Origin of the sequence: Tepidimonas alkaliphilus, from assembly GCF_007556595.1 — a bacterium.
Taxonomy (GTDB): domain Bacteria; phylum Pseudomonadota; class Gammaproteobacteria; order Burkholderiales; family Burkholderiaceae_C; genus Tepidimonas; species Tepidimonas alkaliphila.
Window position 1 is genome coordinate 172119 of record NZ_VJNB01000002.1, and the last position, 14591, is coordinate 186709.

Genomic DNA, 14591 nt, shown 5'->3' on the forward strand with positions numbered 1-14591 from the left:
CTTAAGACCCGACCCGCGCCAGGCCGCCGGCCAGCAGCTGCGCCGCGGCCTGCGCCAGCGTGGCCTCATCCAGCCCCGGCAGCACCAGCATCGTGGCGCGCGCATCGTCGGCGCGCAGGTGGCGCTGGTACAGCGGGTCGTAGTGCCGCGTCATCAGGTCGGCGAACAGCTCCGGCAGCCGGCCCTGCCGCGCCCAGACCTGCCAGCGCTGCAGCACCTCGCCCGGCTGCAACCCGCGCAGCGCCTGCAGCCGCCGCGCCAGCGCCTGCGGGTCGCGGCCCAGCCACGCGTAGTCCTGCAGCACCAGCGCCAGCCGCGCCTCGAACGGCACCTGCAGCTGCACGCGCGGGGCCTGCTGCAGGGCCTGATGCAGCGCCTCGGGCAGCTGCACCAGGCCGATCTTGCGGCTTTCGGCCTCCACCCACACCGGGCGCGCCGGATCCAGCCGGCGCAGCGCCGCCACCAGCGCCGTGTCGAACGCCTTCTGGCTCGGCTGCGGCTGGCCGTCCGGCCAGGCGCCCAGGATCGAGCCGCGGTGGCGCGCCAGTCCCTCCAAGTCCAGCACCTGCGCGCCGGCGGCGGCCAGCGCGTGCAGCAGCCGCGTCTTGCCGCTGCCGGTGGGGCCGGCCAGCACGCGCCAGGCCAGGCGCGGCGGCAGCTCGGCCAGCTGCTGCACCACCCAGCGGCGGTACGCCTTGTAGCCGCCCTGCAGCTGCGCCGCCGCCCAGCCGATCTGGCGCAGCCACAGCACGAACGAGCCGCTGCGCTGCCCGCCGCGCCAGCAATACACCAGCGGGCGCCAGTGGGCCGGCTTGTCCTGCATCCACGCCTCGACGTGGCGCGCGATGTTGCGCGCCACCCAGACGCCGCCGATGCGGCGCGCCTCGAACGGGCCGCGCTGCTTGTAGAGCGTGCCGACGAGGCGGCGCTGGTCGTCGTCCAGCACCGGGCAGCTGACGGCGCCGGGCAGGTGGTCCTCGGCGTACTCGCTCGGGCTGCGCGCGTCGATCAGGGCGTCGAAGGCGTCCAGCGCCTCCAGCGTGACAATATCGGGCTTGGTGGCCATGATTTTTAAAACTGTAACGGGAATCCAGCATGAGCTCCGACCTTGCACGCGATCCGCATCGGCTGACCCAGTGGGCCCACGGCGGCGGCTGCGGCTGCAAGATCGCCCCGGCGGTGCTGCAGCGCCTGCTGGCGCAGGTGCCGCCGCACCTGGCGCCGCCGCAGCTGCTGGTCGGCACCGCCACCAGCGACGATGCGGCCGTCTGGCAGCTGCGCGACGACCTGGCGCTGGTGGCCACCACCGACTTCTTCACGCCGGTGGTGGACGATGCGTTCGACTTCGGCGCCATCGCCGCCACCAACGCGCTGTCGGACGTCTATGCGATGGGCGGCCAGCCGTTGCTGGCGCTGGCGCTGGTGGGCATGCCGGTCAACCAGCTGCCGCACGAGGTGATCGCGCGCGTGCTGGAAGGCGGTGCGGCGGCCTGCCGCGACGCCGGCGTGGCGCTGGCCGGCGGGCACTCGATCGACACCGTGGAGCCGATCTACGGGTTGGCGGCCATCGGCACCGTGCACCCGCGGCAGGTCAAGACCAACGCCGGCGCGCAGCCCGGCGACGTGCTGGTGCTGGGCAAGCCGCTGGGCATTGGCGTGCTGTCGGCCGCGCTCAAGAAGGGGTTGCTGGACGCGGACGGCTACGCGCCGATGCGGCGCTGGACGACGCTGCTGAACCGCGCCGGCGCGGCGCTGGCGGCGCTGCCGCAGGTGCACGCCATGACCGACGTCACCGGCTTCGGGCTGGCCGGCCATCTGCTGGAGATGGCGCGCGCGGCGCGGCTGGACGCGCACGTGCAGGCCGCGGCGGTGCCGGTGCTGGAGCTTAGCCGCGCCTTCGTCGCGCAGGGCATCGCCACCGGGGCATCCGCACGCAACTGGGCCAGCTACGGGCACGAGGTCGATCTGACGGCGCTGCCCGAATCCGAACGCGCAACGTGGCAGACGCTGCTGACCGACCCGCAGACCAGCGGCGGGCTGCTGGTGGCCTGCGCGCCGCCGGCGCTGGAGGCGGTGCAGGCCGCCTTTACGCAGGCGCAGGGCCAGCCCGGCTGGGTGATCGGGCGCATGACCGCGCCCGCCGCGGCGAAGCCGACGCTGCGCGTGCATTAAGAGGCGGCGCACGCTGCCGCCCGCGCCTCACTGGCCGCGGATGGCCTGCACCATCGCGCGGGTGTTGTGGCGCATCAGGCTGAGGTAGTCGGGCGCCGGGCCGTCGGCCTTGGACAGCGCATCGGAATACAGCGGCACCGGGGAGGGGCGCACGCCGGCCTCGCGCGCCACGCGCTCCACCAGCCGCGGGTCGGTCAGGCGCTCGACGAACACCGCGCGCACGCCCTCGGCCTGGATCTGGCGGATCAGCCGCGCCACGCCGGCGGCGGACGGCTCGCTGGCGGTGCTGACGCCCTGCGCCGCGAGGAACGTCACGCCGTAGGCGCGCCCGTAGTAGCGGAACGCCTCGTGCGAGGTGACGACCTTGCGCTGCGCCGGCGCAATCGGCTCCCAGGCGGCGCGGATCTCGGCATCCAGCGCCTGCAGCTCGCGCACGTAGCGCGCCGCGCGCTCGCGGTAGAGCTCGCAGCCGGCCGGGTCGGCGGCGCACAGCGCCTGCTCGATGCGCCCGACGTAGTGCACCACGTTGCGCGCGTCCTGCCAGGCGTGCGGGTCGAAAGCGCCATGGTCGTGTCCCCCGTGGCCATGACCGTGGCTGTGGCGGTGATCAGCCTTGAGCGGCTCGGGCAAGCCGTCGGCCACCCGCACCACCTGGCCTCGATAGGCGGCGTTGCGCAGCAGCCGTTCCATCCAACCCTCATAACCCAGGCCGTGGGCGAACACCAGCCGAGCGGCGGCGACGCGGCGCGCGTCCGCCGGGCTCGGCTGGAACACGTGCGCGTCGGCCTCCGGGCCGACCAGCGCGTGCACCGCGACGCGCTCGCCGCCAACCTGGCGCACCCAGTCGGCCAGCAGGCTGAAACTGGCCACCACCGGCAGCGGCACGGGGTTTTCCGCGCGCGCGGCTGGCACGCCCGCCGCCAGCGCGCTGGCGGCCAGCAGAGTCAGCCAGGCCCGGCGTGGGTTCAAACGGATCGTGGTGGATCGTGGCATCGCAGGAACCCTCCTCTGGTGTGACGGTTCGGGGCTGGCCAGCCGACGTCAGACGCAGCGGCGGCAGCCCCTTTTTCAGCATAGCCAAGCCGTCAAGCCCCCTGCCGCGGCCCAAGCCACGGCGCGCTTTCCGCGGCTTGCCCCGCACGCGCAGGGCCGCCGCCTGCCCTGCTGGCGTTGCGGTAGAACAGGCGCTGCGTTACTCCACGGTGACGCTTTTGGCCAGGTTGCGCGGCTTGTCCACGTCGGTGCCGCGCAGGCAGGCGGTGTGGTAGGCCAGCAGTTGCAGCGGCGCCACGTGCAGGATCGGGCTCAAGTCGCCGTAGTGCTCCGGCATGCGGATGACGTGCAGGCCCTCGCCGCTGACGATGCGCGTGTCGGCATCGGCCAACACGTAGAGCACGCCGCCGCGCGCGCGCACCTCCTGCATGTTGCTCTTGAGCTTTTCCAGCAGCGCATCGTTGGGCGCCACCGTGACCACCGGCATCGCGCCGGTCACCAGCGCCAGCGGCCCGTGCTTGAGCTCGCCGGCCGGGTAGCCCTCGGCGTGGATGTAGCTGATTTCCTTGAGCTTGAGCGCCCCCTCCAGCGCGATCGGGTAGTGCGGCCCGCGGCCGAGGAACAGCGCGTGCTCCTTGGCGGCGAAGTCCTCGGCCCAGCGGATGACCTGCGGCTCCAGCGCCAGCACCGCCTGCAGCGCCGCCGGCAGGTGGCGCAGCGCGCGCAGGTGGCGCGCCTCGTCCTCGGGGCTCAGGCGCCCCTTGGCCTGCGCCAGCACGAGCGTCAGCAGGAACAGCGCCGCCAGCTGCGTCGTGAACGCCTTGGTGCTGGCCACGCCGATCTCCACGCCCGCGCGCGTGACGTAAGCCAGCTCGCACTCGCGCACCATGGCACTGGTGGCGACGTTGCAGATCGCCAGCGTCTGGCGCATGCCCAGCGCCTGCGCGTGCCGCAGGGCGGCCAGCGTGTCGGCGGTCTCGCCGCTCTGGCTGACCCCCACCACCAGCGTGCGCGGGTCGGCCACGCTCGTGCGGTAACGGTATTCGCTGGCGATCTCCACCACGGTGGGCACGCCGGCGATCGCCTCCAGCCAGTAGCGCGCCACGCAACCGGCGTAGTGGCTGGTGCCGCAGGCCACGATCAGCACGCGGTCGATGTCGGCGAACACGCGCCAGGCCGCGCGCGAGCGGATGCCGTGGTCGTCGAACAGCTCCGGCACGATGCCCTCCACGCCCTCCAGCGTGTCGGCCAGCGCGCGCGGCTGCTCAAAGATTTCCTTCTGCATGTAGTGGCGGTAGGGGCCGAGCGTCACGTCCTGGCTGCCGAGCTCCAGCGTGCGCACCGGGCGCGCGTCCTCCGGCAGCGGCCGGCCGCCGGCGTCGAGGATGCGCCAGCGCCCCAGCTGCACGTCGATCACGTCGCCCTCGGCGAGGAAGACGAAGCGCTCGGCCACGCCGGTCAGCGCCAGCGCATCGCTGGCCAGAAACAGCGGCGTCGGCGCGCCGTCCGCCGCCGCCCCGACGCCCAGCACCAGCGGGGAGCCGGCGCGCGCACCGACCAGCCGCTGCGGCTCGTCGTGATGCAGCACCGCGATCGCGTAGGCGCCCTGCAGCCGCTGCGCAGCGCGCCGCACGGCTTCGGCCAGGTCGCCGTCGTAGAGGCTGTCGATCAGGTGCGCGATGACCTCGGTGTCGGTCTGACTCTCGAACGCGTAGCCGCGCGCCTGCAGCTCGGCGCGCAGCTCGTCGTGGTTCTCGATGATGCCGTTGTGCACCAGCGCCACGCGCGGCGGCCGCCCGGCGCCCGGCGCGCCGGGCCCGTGGCTGACGTGCGGGTGGGCGTTGGCGGGGGTCGGCGCGCCGTGCGTGGCCCAGCGCGTGTGCGCGATGCCGGTGGCGCCGCGCTTGCCCTGCACCTGGGTGGCCAGTTCGGCCACGCGCGCGGTGCTGCGCGCGCGCCACAGGCCGCCGCCGGGCGGCAGCGCGCCGTCCACCGGCGCGCCCAGGTGCAGCGCCAGGCCGCACGAGTCGTAGCCACGGTATTCCAGCCGCTGCAGCCCCTGCAGCAGCACGCTGACGATGTCGGTGGAGGCCACCGCGCCGACGATGCCGCACATGATCGCAAACCCTTTCGCTTTGGATGACGAGGCAGCCATCAGCCTAGCGTGGCGTGCATGCAAACGGATTTCGTTTCGTTGACTTTAATGAACATCTTGTGCAAACTGGACCTTGTTTGCCCTTTCTTTGCATGACATCGAGCTCGACGAACGATTCTTCCATCGACGCCGTGGACTTGGCGCTGCTGGCCGCGCTGCAGGACGACGCCAGCCTGTCCTGGGCGGCGCTCGGGCGGCGCGCGGGCGTCTCCGCGCCGACCGCGCTGCGGCGCGTGCGCCGGCTCGAGAACGCCGGGCTGATCGAGCGGCGCGTGGCGATCCTGCGGCCCGAGGCGCTGGCCGCCGCGCTCGGCCACGGCCTGACGGCGATCGTCGAGGTGGCGCTGGAGCGCCAGGACGCCGCCGCGCTGCAGGCGTTCGAGCGCCACGCCTGCGCCGAGGACGCGGTACAGCAGTGCTACCGCACCAGCGCCGGGCCGGACTTCGTGCTCGTCGTCACGGTGGCCGACATGCCGGCCTACCACGCACTCGCCCAGCGGCTGTTCACCGCGGCGCTGCAGGTGCGCGCCGTCAAGGCCTACTTCAGCGTGCGGCGCGCCAAATTCCATCCTCGCCTGCCGCTGCCAACCGCGCAGCAGGCCGCGCTCCCCGTCCCAACGCGCTTCTAAAAACCAGCTTACCCCGCGCTGCGCGGGTCGGCAGGCTCAGGGTGGGCTTGCGGATTCGGGGCCAGGGCGGACGCCTTGGATGATGCCGTCGCTTGGGTCGGGCGCGTCCAGCCCGTCACGCTCATCTGCCGGGCACGCGCCACCGTCAGCGCCCCGGGCGGCGTGTCCTTGGTGACGACGCTGCCGGCGCCGATGGTGCCGCCCGCCCCCAGCGTCACCGGCGCCACCAGCACGCAGTTGCTGCCCACGTGCACGTCGTCGCCGATCACGGTGCGGTGCTTGCGTGCCCCATCGTAGTTGGCGGTGATGCTGCCCGCGCCGTAGTTGACGCGCGCGCCCACCGTGGCATCGCCGAGGTAGGCCAGGTGGTTGGCCTTGGCGCCGGCGCCCAGCGTGCTGTTCTTGACCTCGACGAAGTTGCCGACGTGCACCTCGGGCCCGAGCACCGCGCCCGGGCGCAGGCGCGCGAACGGCCCAACGCGCGCCTGCGCGCCGACGACCACCGCGCCGCCGGCCCCGTCGATGTGCGTGAACGGGTGGATCTGCGCCCCGGCCTCGATGCGGGCCTCGCCGATGACGCAGTAGGCGCCGATGCGCACCCCGTCGCCAAGCTCGACGCGGCCCTCGAACACGCAGCCGACGTCGATCTCGACGTCCTGCCCGCAGACCAGCTCGCCGCGCACGTCGAGCCGGTCGGGGTCCGCCAGCCGCACGCCCTGCGCCAGCAGCGCCTCGGCCAGCCGGCGTTGGTGCGCGCGCTCCAGCGCCGCCAGCTGCGCCGGGCTGTTGACGCCGGCCACCTGCAGCGCGTCGTCGATGCAGTGCGCCATCACCGGCACGCCGTCAGCCACCGCGTGCGCCACCACGTCGGTCAGGTAGTACTCGCCCTGCGCGTTGGCGTTGGACAGGCGCGCCAGCCACCCCCGCAGCCGGCGCGCCGGCGCCGCCAGGATGCCGCTGTAAACCTCCTTCAGCGCGCGCTGCGCGTCGGTGGCGTCCTTCTCCTCGACGATGGCGCGGATGGCGCCGTCGTCTGCGCGCAGCACGCGGCCGTAGCCGGTGGGATCGGCCAGCGTGACGGTCAGCAGCGCCAGCGCGTCTGGCCCGGCGGCGGCGCGCGCCGCCAAGAGCGCGCGCAGCGTCGCGTCCTCGGTCAGCGGCACGTCGCCGCTGAGCACCAGCACCACCGCGTCGTCGCCGACGTGCGGCAGGGCCTGCTGCACCGCGTGCCCGGTGCCGAGCTGCGGCTGCTGGCGCACCGGCCGCACCGCCAGGCCAGGCGCCAGCGCCGGCAGCGCAGCCTCCACCGCCTCGGCCTCGTGGCCGGTCACCACCCACACGGCCCGCGCCCCCAGCCGGGCGGCGCGCGCCAGCACGTGCTCGAGCAGCGGCCGCCCCGCCAGCCGGTGCAGCACCTTCGGCGTGCGGCTCTTCATCCGCGTGCCCTTGCCGGCGGCCAGCACCACCACCTCCAGCGGCGTGGCGGGGTTTGCGGTTGCGGTCGCGTCCAACGTCGTTTCCTCCAACACTGGGCTTGGTCGCGTGGTCGCCCAGCCACGCCACCTCGAGGTCTGGGCGCAATTATCAGGCCGGCACGCCTGCGACAATCGCGTCCCATGCAAGACACCTACGTGCTCACCCTGTCGTGCCGGGACCGCCCGGGCATCGTGCACGCCGTCTCCGGGTTCCTGCTGGAGCTGGGCGGCAACATCGAGGAGGCCGCCCAGTTCAACGACCGCGACAGCGGCCGCTTCTTCATGCGCGTGCAGTTCACCTGCCCGGGGCGCGACACCGCGGGCCTGCGCGCGCGCACCGGCGAGTTCGCGCAGGCGCACGGCATGGCGTGCAGCCTGCACCCGTGGCACGAGCCGATGCGCACCGTCATCTTCGTCAGCCAGCAGGGCCACTGCCTGAACGACCTGCTGTTTCGCTGGAAGAGCGGCCTGCTGCGGCTGGACATCTGCGCCATCATCAGCAACCACCGCGACTTCTACCAGCTCGCCGCCAGCTACGACATCCCGTTCCACCACATTCCGGTGACGGCCGCCACCAAGCCGCAGGCCGAGGCGCGCCAGCTCGAGATCATCGAGCAGGAAGGCGCCGAGCTGGTGGTGCTGGCGCGCTACATGCAGATCCTGTCGGACGGCATGTGCGAGCGGCTGGCCGGGCGCGCCATCAACATCCACCACAGCTTCCTGCCGAGCTTCAAGGGCGCGCGCCCCTACCACCAGGCGCACGAGCGCGGCGTCAAGCTGATCGGCGCCACCGCGCACTACGTCACCGCCGACCTCGACGAAGGCCCGATCATCGAGCAGGACGTGGCGCGCGTCGATCACGCGATGACGGTGGAGGACCTCACCGCCATCGGCCGCGACACCGAAAGCCAGGTGCTGGCGCGCGCCGTCAAGTGGCACAGCGAGCACCGCGTGCTGCTCAACGGCCAGCGCACGGTGGTGTTCCGCTGACATTTAGTGCAATCACAGTTGCACTAAAAAGCGTCTGCAAGCAAAATTTCGAGCATGAAGGTCACGGAAGCCGAGATTGGCGCCGTGCTGGCGCAGTTCAACCCGTGGTGGCACGGCGAGCCGCCGGCGGAGCTGCCGGCTTGGCGCCGGGCCGCGTTCGGGGAACTGCTCGGATGGCTGCGCAGCCCCCCGGCGCCGCGCGCCGTGCTGCTCAGCGGCGCCCGCCAGGTCGGCAAGACGACGCTGCTGCTGCAGGCCGTGCAGGCCCTGCTGCAGGACGGGGTTCCCGCCGCCAACATCCTGTACGCCACGTTCGATCACCCGATCCTGAAGCTGGCGGGCGTGGAAGCCACCCTGCAGGCGTGGCGCGAACGCGAGCCGCGGGCCGACGGCCCCGAGATCCTGCTGCTGGACGAGGCCCAGTTCATCCGGGATTGGGGTACATGGATCAAGCATCAGGTGGACTTCCGCCGCGACCGCCGCATCGCCTTCACCGGCTCGGCCATGCCGCTGCAGGCGGGCGAAGGCGTGGAATCCGGCGTCGGCCGCTGGCACACCATCCGCCTGACCACCCTGTCGTTCCATGAGTACCTCCAAATCAAGCGGCTGGCGCTGCCGGAGTTGCCGATGCCGCCGTCGCTGCAAAGCCTGTTCGATTGGGATGCGGCCGAATTCCGGCGCATCGGCCAGCGCGCCGCGCCTTACGTCGGGCACTTTCACGAGTACCTGGTGCGCGGCGGCTTTCCGCAGACGGCGCTGATCGACAGCGTCACGCAGGCCCAGCGCCTGCTGCGCGAGGACATCATCGACAAGGTGCTCAAGCGCGACATGACCGCGCTGTTCGGCGTGCGCCGCGTGCTGGATCTGGAGCACACCTTCCTCTATTTGTGTCTGCACGACGGTGGCCTGCTGGACATGACCGACCTGTGCAACAACCTGCAGGTCAAGCGACCGACGGCGCAGCACTTCATCGAGCTGCTGCAGGCCACGCACCTGATCCACCGCCTGCCGCCGTTCGGCTACGGCAAGGACGTGCTGCGCGGGCGCTTCAAGGTCTATCTGGCCGATCCGGCCATCGCCCCGGCGGTCATGCTGCGCGGCAAGGCGATGCTGGAAGACCCCGCCGCGCTGGGCGTGGCCACCGAGACGGCGGTGCTGAATCACCTGGTCGGCCGGCAGCACGGACAAGGGATCCGGTTCAGCTACTGGCGCGGCCGGCGCGACCCGGAGGTCGATCTGCTGGCGCAAGCCGGCCACGAGCTGCTGGCCTTCGAGGTGAAGTACCGCGCCCGGCACACCGGCGCCCGCGAACTGCGCGGCTTGCGGGAGCTGTGCCAGAGCCGTCCGGTGGCGCGCGCCTACGTGGTCACCAAGGCGCTGGACGACTTCGGCCCCGCCGAAGGGGTGCCAGCCGCTGGCGCCGACCGCCCCACCCCCGTCATGCGCGTACCGGCGCCCCTGCTGTGCCTCTGGCTGGGCGCCGCCGAGGCGCTCGCCGGCGACGGCCCCTTGTTCGCCTGATTTCGGTTCCCCTGCCATGCCCGCGCCGCGCATCCCCCCGATCCAGTGCCTGCTGACGTTCGAGGCGCTGGCGCGCCTGCGCAGCGTCACGCAGGCCGCCGACGAGCTGTGTGTCACCCCCAGCGCCGTCAGCCACCGCATCCGCCAGCTGGAGCAGCAGCTCGGCGTCAAGCTGTTCGGGCGCGCGGACTTTTCGCTCACCACCGAGGGCAGCGAATACCTGGCGCAGGTGCGCGAGGCGCTGGCCTGCCTGCAGCGCTTTCCGAGCCGCGGCGCCACGCCCGGGCGGCGCAAGCTGCGGCTGGCGGTCACGCCGACCTTTGCGCGCTCGATCCTGATGCCGCGGCTGCGCCAGTTCGCCGAGGCCTATCCGGAGATCGACCTGACGCTGCAGGTCAGCATCCCGCTGCTGGACGTGGTGGCCGAGGATGCCGACCTCACGATCCGCTTCGGCACCGGGCGCTACCAGGACGTCGAGTTCATGTGCATCCTGAAGGACGAGGTCACGCCGCTGGCCTCGCCCGCGTTCGCCCGCGAGCACGGGCCGTTCGACAAGCCCGAGGACCTGCAGGGCGTGCCGCTGCTGCGCAGCCCGCTGGAGCCGTGGCGCACCTGGTTCGCCGCGCACCACCTGGACTGGCCGGAGCCGGCCGACGGCTCGCAATTCAACGACATCGGGCTGATGTGCGACGGCGCCGCCGCCGGCATGGGCGTGGCGCTGGTGCGCTTGAAGCTCGGCGCGCCGTGGCTGGACAACGGCACGCTGGTGCGGCTGTACCCGCACAACGTGCCCAGCCCCCACGCGCACTACCTGTGCTGGCGCGCGGGGGCGATGGAGCGCTGGGAGTGCGCGACGTTTGCCGCCTGGCTGCGCCAGGCGATGCCCTGAATCCGCGGGTGTGCGGGCATCGGCCCGCGCCCGCAGGGCCGTCACGCCACCGCCTTTTACTCGATGCGGATGCGCTTGCCAGCCACCGCGGTTTTCTTCGGCAGCGTCAGCGTCAAGACGCCGTTTTCGTATTTGGCACTGGCGGCGGACTCATCCACATCGCTGGGCAGCGCGAAGCTGCGCGACACCTGGCCGTAATAGCGCTCGCTGTGCAGCACTTTTTCGCCGTCGCGCTTGGCGTCCTCCTGCTTGATTTCCGCCCCGATCGTCACGACGTTGTTTTCCACCGTAACGTGGATGTTGTCCTTGCCAACCCCGGGCATTTCAGCCGAGATGACATACGCCTGATCGTTTTCTTTCACATCCACCTTGATCTGCTGCGGCAGCGGATCGCCATGCAGCGGACGGATGTAGAAGCCCGGCGCCAAATCGCGGAAAAACTCGTCAAACAGACTCATGCGGCGTGGAAGCAGATTGCTCATATCCAGATCTCCTCTTGACCATTCAAAGCGTGGAGGAAAAACCGGCCGGCAGCGACGCGTTGCCTCCACTTCAACGAGCCGCGCCGATTTCAACGTCTGCACAAGAGAATGGGGCTTTGATGCGCCTCTTTCAAGTGGGCTTGCGTCAACTTTCACAACCGCCGGCGCGGCCTTGCCCTACACTGGCCGATCATGAACGCGAAACTGCCCTTGCCCGCCGAAACCTCCGAACGCGCCGCGCGTCAAGCCGAAGTGGTGCGCGCGCTGGCCGCCGTGCTGCCCGCGCACGCCCTGCTGTGGACGCCGGAGGAAACCACCCCGTATGAATGCGACGGCCTGACCGCCTACCGCGAGCGGCCGCTGGCGGTGGCGCTGCCGGAAACCGAGGAGCAGGTGCAGGCGGTGCTGCGCACCTGCCATCTGCTGAAGGTGCCGGTGGTGGCGCGCGGCGCCGGCACCGGGCTGTCGGGCGGAGCGATGCCGCACCCGCTGGGCGTGACGCTGTCGCTGGCCAGGTTCAACCGCATCGTGGCCATCGACCCGCTGACGCAGACCGCCACCGTGCAGGCCGGCGTGCGCAACCTGGCCATCAGCGAGGCCGCCGCGCCCCACGGCCTCTACTACGCGCCGGACCCGAGCAGCCAGATCGCCTGCACCATCGGCGGCAACGTTGCCGAAAATTCCGGCGGCGTGCATTGCTTGAAATACGGCCTGACGCTGCACAATGTGCTGCAGGTGCGCGGCTTCACGGTGGAAGGCGAGCCGGTCACCTTCGGCAGCCGGGCGCCGGACGCCCCGGGACTGGATCTGCTGCCGCTGGTGATCGGCTCGGAGGGGATGCTGGCGGTGGTCGTCGAGGTGGTGGTGCGCCTCATCCCGCGCCCCCCGCTGGCGCGCTGCATCATGGCCAGCTTTGCCAGCGTGCGCGCCGCCGGCGACGCGGTGGCCGCGGTGATCGCGGCCGGCATCATCCCGGCGGGGCTGGAGATGATGGACAAGCCGATGATCGCGGCGGTGGAGGACTTCGTCCACGCCGGCTACGACCTGGAGGCCGAGGCCATCCTGCTGTGCGAGTCCGACGGCACGCCCGAAGAGGTGGCCGAGGAGATCGAGCGCATGAGCGCGGTGCTGCGCCAGGCGGGCGCCACCCGCATTGCCGTCAGCCGCGACGAGGCCGAGCGGCTGCGCTTCTGGAGCGGGCGCAAGAACGCCTTTCCGGCCAGCGGGCGCATCAGCCCGGACTACATGTGCATGGACTCCACCATCCCGCGCAAGCGCCTGGCCGACATCCTGGAGGCCATCGCGGCGATGGAAGGCAAATATGGGCTGCGCTGCGTCAACGTGTTCCACGCCGGCGACGGCAACCTGCACCCGCTGATCCTGTTCGACGCCAACGACCCGGATCAGCTGCGCCGCGCGGAAGCCTTTGGCGCGGAGATTCTGGAAACCAGCGTGGCCATAGGCGGCACCATCACCGGCGAGCACGGCGTCGGCGTCGAAAAGCTCAACAGCATGTGCGTGCAGTTCAGTCCGGAGGAGCGCGAGCAGATGCTGGCCGTCAAGCGCGCGTTCGACCCGCACGGGCTGCTCAACCCCGGCAAGGTCATCCCCACACTGCACCGCTGCGCCGAGTACGGCAAGATGCTGGTGCGCGGCGGGCGGCTGCCGCACCCGGAACTGCCGCGGTTTTGAACGTGACATCCCGCCCCACACCCTCCATGCGGCGGGAGCCGCGCAGCGTTGAGCCCGAGGCGGGTCGCGTCAGCGGCGCGACGGCACCACTTTGCCTTGCGCCTCGTAATAAGCGGCGATGTTGACGATATCCCGATCGGTCAAAGGCTTGGCCATGGCTGTCATCGTGGGATCTTGGCGCGATCCATCACGATAGGCCAGCAGCGCCTTTTGCAGGTAATCGGCAGGTTGACCCGCCAGGTGAGGCGTTGCTGGCAACACCGAGATCCCCTGCTCGCCATGGCAGGCAAAACAGACCGCAGCGCGTTTTTTACCGGCCCCAATATCGGCCGGCCCTACGCCAGCCAACGGGGTTTGGGCCTGGGTGGAAGCCCACAAGCCCCAACCCAGCGCCACGACAACGAACCGGCGCCAACCTTTGCCGCACGTGCTTGTTTGCGTCATCCTTGCACTCCTCACAGAAACGAATTTCGTAACCAAATCACGATGCCGTAAAGAAAGAAAACGGCAATCCAGAGCACCAACACCGCCACCGCCGCCGTGCCCAGGCGCGCCACCACCGGCTCCGCCCGATATAGGCCCACCGTGCGACCGGCTCGATACAGCAGCGTCAAATAAAAGCCGCCCACCAGCCCTCCGATCCCCAGCAGCGTGCTGAAGAACAACCACGTGGAGGGCTCATCCGGGTGCACGGGGTAGTCCAGAATCGAGTAGCCATGCTGCCCTAGCAGCGCCACCCGCACAACCTCGCGCCAGACGGCCAGCAACAGCAACACCGCCACCCCTGCGGCCAAGGGCCCCCACCCAGCGCGGCCCGGCGCCCAGCGCCAAAGCCACAGCCCCATCGCCACCAAGGATGCCCCCAGCGCCCAACCGACGGGGTGTCCGCGCAGAAGCTCCGGCTGCGACCACTGCCAGATCAGCCAGGTCAGTGCGCTCAATCCCCAACCGGCTACAGCGAGCCGCCGCCCCAAACGCGCCACCCACTCACGCTCCTCAGAGGTTCGGTCGGATCGCGCCCCGACATACTGGGCGTACGCCAAAAGAAACACCCCCACCGCCGGCAACGACAAGCTGATCATGAAAACAAATCGCGGCCAGTCAATAGCGTGCAAACGGCTGCCGCTGGTGTCCACGATTCCACCGGGGGCATACCACGACACCCAGTCCTGTGGGCGCAGCGCCTGATAGGCCAAGGCATGCATGATGAGCCCATCCAGCACAAACAACGCCAAGGCCAGCCAAGCCCACATCACCACATGCCGGCGCGCCCCCTCTCGGTTGGCGTAATAAAACACAAACCAAGCACAGTAGCCCACAATCAATGTGGCAATAAAAGCGATTACCCAGGCGCCTGATAAGACATTCGAGACGTACCATTGAGGGTCATAAATCACCTGTGTGAACAGCAACGGAGCCACCCCGAGCACGATCAACAAGGACACCCCCACTTTGGCAACCTTGGTCATGGTCCATGACAGCCGCAACCATGAATCTTGAGGACCTCGAGATCGGTGGAACGCCACAATGGCCACCCCAGCAGATCCCAAAGTAAGATGCACAAAAGCAATGTGCAGCGCCCAGGTGATTACC

General features: G+C 70.7%; 12 protein-coding genes and 1 pseudogene. 6 read left to right on the forward strand and 7 right to left on the reverse strand.

Annotated features, from left to right (window positions below):
- Nucleotide 1: 1 nt before the first annotated feature.
- Nucleotides 2-1066 (reverse strand): tRNA 2-selenouridine(34) synthase MnmH, encoded by a 1065-nt coding sequence (gene mnmH / locus Talka_RS02930; RefSeq protein WP_143889619.1) that lies wholly within the window; start codon nucleotides 1064-1066, stop codon nucleotides 2-4.
- Between the two features lie 29 nt (nucleotides 1067-1095).
- Between mnmH and selD the strand changes: the two genes are divergently transcribed.
- Nucleotides 1096-2172: a selenide, water dikinase SelD gene (selD, locus tag Talka_RS02935; RefSeq protein WP_143889620.1), complete on the forward strand. Its 1077-nt coding sequence runs from the start codon at nucleotides 1096-1098 to the stop codon at nucleotides 2170-2172.
- A 27-nt stretch (nucleotides 2173-2199) separates the two neighbouring features.
- Here the strand turns inward: selD and Talka_RS02940 are convergent, their stop codons facing one another.
- Nucleotides 2200-3165, reverse strand: a complete 966-nt coding sequence (locus tag Talka_RS02940; protein ID WP_143889621.1) for a metal ABC transporter solute-binding protein, Zn/Mn family — start codon at nucleotides 3163-3165, stop codon at nucleotides 2200-2202.
- Nucleotides 3166-3364: 199 nt separating this feature from the next.
- A complete protein-coding gene (gene glmS, locus Talka_RS02945) occupies nucleotides 3365-5281 on the reverse strand; it encodes a glutamine--fructose-6-phosphate transaminase (isomerizing) (protein ID WP_143889622.1) in 1917 nt (638 codons plus the stop codon).
- Between the two features lie 131 nt (nucleotides 5282-5412).
- Here glmS and Talka_RS02950 point away from each other — a divergent pair, with 131 nt between their 5' ends.
- Nucleotides 5413-5949 (forward strand): Lrp/AsnC family transcriptional regulator, encoded by a 537-nt coding sequence (locus Talka_RS02950; protein ID WP_143889623.1) that lies wholly within the window; start codon nucleotides 5413-5415, stop codon nucleotides 5947-5949.
- A 92-nt stretch (nucleotides 5950-6041) separates the two neighbouring features.
- On the opposite strand, the pseudogene glmU reads toward Talka_RS02950, so the two are convergent.
- Nucleotides 6042-7460 (reverse strand): annotated as a pseudogene (gene glmU, locus Talka_RS02955) (bifunctional UDP-N-acetylglucosamine diphosphorylase/glucosamine-1-phosphate N-acetyltransferase GlmU); the annotation flags it as partial.
- 105 nt (nucleotides 7461-7565) lie between these two features.
- Between glmU and purU the strand changes: the two are divergent.
- From purU to Talka_RS02970, 3 genes are read left to right on the forward strand one after another with little or no spacing between them, the layout of a single operon-like run.
- The gene (gene purU, locus Talka_RS02960; RefSeq protein ID WP_143889624.1) at nucleotides 7566-8414 is read left to right on the forward strand and encodes a formyltetrahydrofolate deformylase; all 849 of its coding nucleotides are present in this window, start codon (nucleotides 7566-7568) and stop codon (nucleotides 8412-8414) included.
- A gap of 54 nt (nucleotides 8415-8468) precedes the next feature.
- Nucleotides 8469-9935, forward strand: a complete 1467-nt coding sequence (locus Talka_RS02965; RefSeq protein WP_143889625.1) for an ATP-binding protein — start codon at nucleotides 8469-8471, stop codon at nucleotides 9933-9935.
- A 16-nt stretch (nucleotides 9936-9951) separates the two neighbouring features.
- Nucleotides 9952-10824 carry a LysR substrate-binding domain-containing protein gene (locus tag Talka_RS02970; RefSeq protein ID WP_143889626.1) on the forward strand — a complete coding sequence of 291 codons (873 nt, stop codon included), beginning with the start codon at nucleotides 9952-9954 and terminating at the stop codon, nucleotides 10822-10824.
- 56 nt (nucleotides 10825-10880) lie between these two features.
- Here the strand turns inward: Talka_RS02970 and Talka_RS02975 are convergent, their stop codons facing one another.
- Entirely contained in the window at nucleotides 10881-11306 is a 426-nt protein-coding gene (locus Talka_RS02975) for an Hsp20/alpha crystallin family protein (protein ID WP_143889627.1), read from the reverse strand.
- Between the two features lie 192 nt (nucleotides 11307-11498).
- On the opposite strand from Talka_RS02975, the gene Talka_RS02980 reads away from it, so the two are divergent.
- Nucleotides 11499-12998, forward strand: coding sequence for an FAD-linked oxidase C-terminal domain-containing protein (locus Talka_RS02980; RefSeq protein WP_143889628.1), 1500 nt, complete (start codon nucleotides 11499-11501; stop codon nucleotides 12996-12998).
- Nucleotides 12999-13067: 69 nt separating this feature from the next.
- Here the strand turns inward: Talka_RS02980 and Talka_RS02985 are convergent, their stop codons facing one another.
- Entirely contained in the window at nucleotides 13068-13442 is a 375-nt protein-coding gene (locus Talka_RS02985; RefSeq protein WP_143889629.1) for a c-type cytochrome, read from the reverse strand.
- Nucleotides 13443-13453: 11 nt separating this feature from the next.
- Nucleotides 13454-14467, reverse strand: coding sequence for a hypothetical protein (locus Talka_RS02990; protein ID WP_246100542.1), 1014 nt, complete (start codon nucleotides 14465-14467; stop codon nucleotides 13454-13456).
- Nucleotides 14468-14591: the final 124 nt, after the last annotated feature.

Excerpts from the sequence above, each read along its gene's own strand:
- selD (WP_143889620.1), top strand. The coding sequence starts at position 1,096 with ATGAGCTCCGACCTTGCACGCGATCCGCATCGGCTGACCCAGTGGGCC.
- Talka_RS02950 (WP_143889623.1), top strand. The coding sequence starts at position 5,413 with ATGACATCGAGCTCGACGAACGATTCTTCCATCGACGCCGTGGACTTG.
- Talka_RS02940 (WP_143889621.1), bottom strand. The coding sequence starts at position 3,165 with ATGCCACGATCCACCACGATCCGTTTGAACCCACGCCGGGCCTGGCTG.
- Talka_RS02990 (WP_246100542.1), bottom strand. The coding sequence starts at position 14,467 with ATGACCAAGGTTGCCAAAGTGGGGGTGTCCTTGTTGATCGTGCTCGGG.
- Talka_RS02975 (WP_143889627.1), bottom strand. The coding sequence starts at position 11,306 with ATGAGCAATCTGCTTCCACGCCGCATGAGTCTGTTTGACGAGTTTTTC.
- Talka_RS02985 (WP_143889629.1), bottom strand. The coding sequence starts at position 13,442 with ATGACGCAAACAAGCACGTGCGGCAAAGGTTGGCGCCGGTTCGTTGTC.
- purU (WP_143889624.1), top strand. The coding sequence starts at position 7,566 with ATGCAAGACACCTACGTGCTCACCCTGTCGTGCCGGGACCGCCCGGGC.
- mnmH (WP_143889619.1), bottom strand. The coding sequence starts at position 1,066 with ATGGCCACCAAGCCCGATATTGTCACGCTGGAGGCGCTGGACGCCTTC.
- Talka_RS02965 (WP_143889625.1), top strand. The coding sequence starts at position 8,469 with ATGAAGGTCACGGAAGCCGAGATTGGCGCCGTGCTGGCGCAGTTCAAC.
- Talka_RS02970 (WP_143889626.1), top strand. The coding sequence starts at position 9,952 with ATGCCCGCGCCGCGCATCCCCCCGATCCAGTGCCTGCTGACGTTCGAG.
- glmS (WP_143889622.1), bottom strand. The coding sequence starts at position 5,281 with ATGTGCGGCATCGTCGGCGCGGTGGCCTCCACCGACATCGTCAGCGTG.
- Talka_RS02980 (WP_143889628.1), top strand. The coding sequence starts at position 11,499 with ATGAACGCGAAACTGCCCTTGCCCGCCGAAACCTCCGAACGCGCCGCG.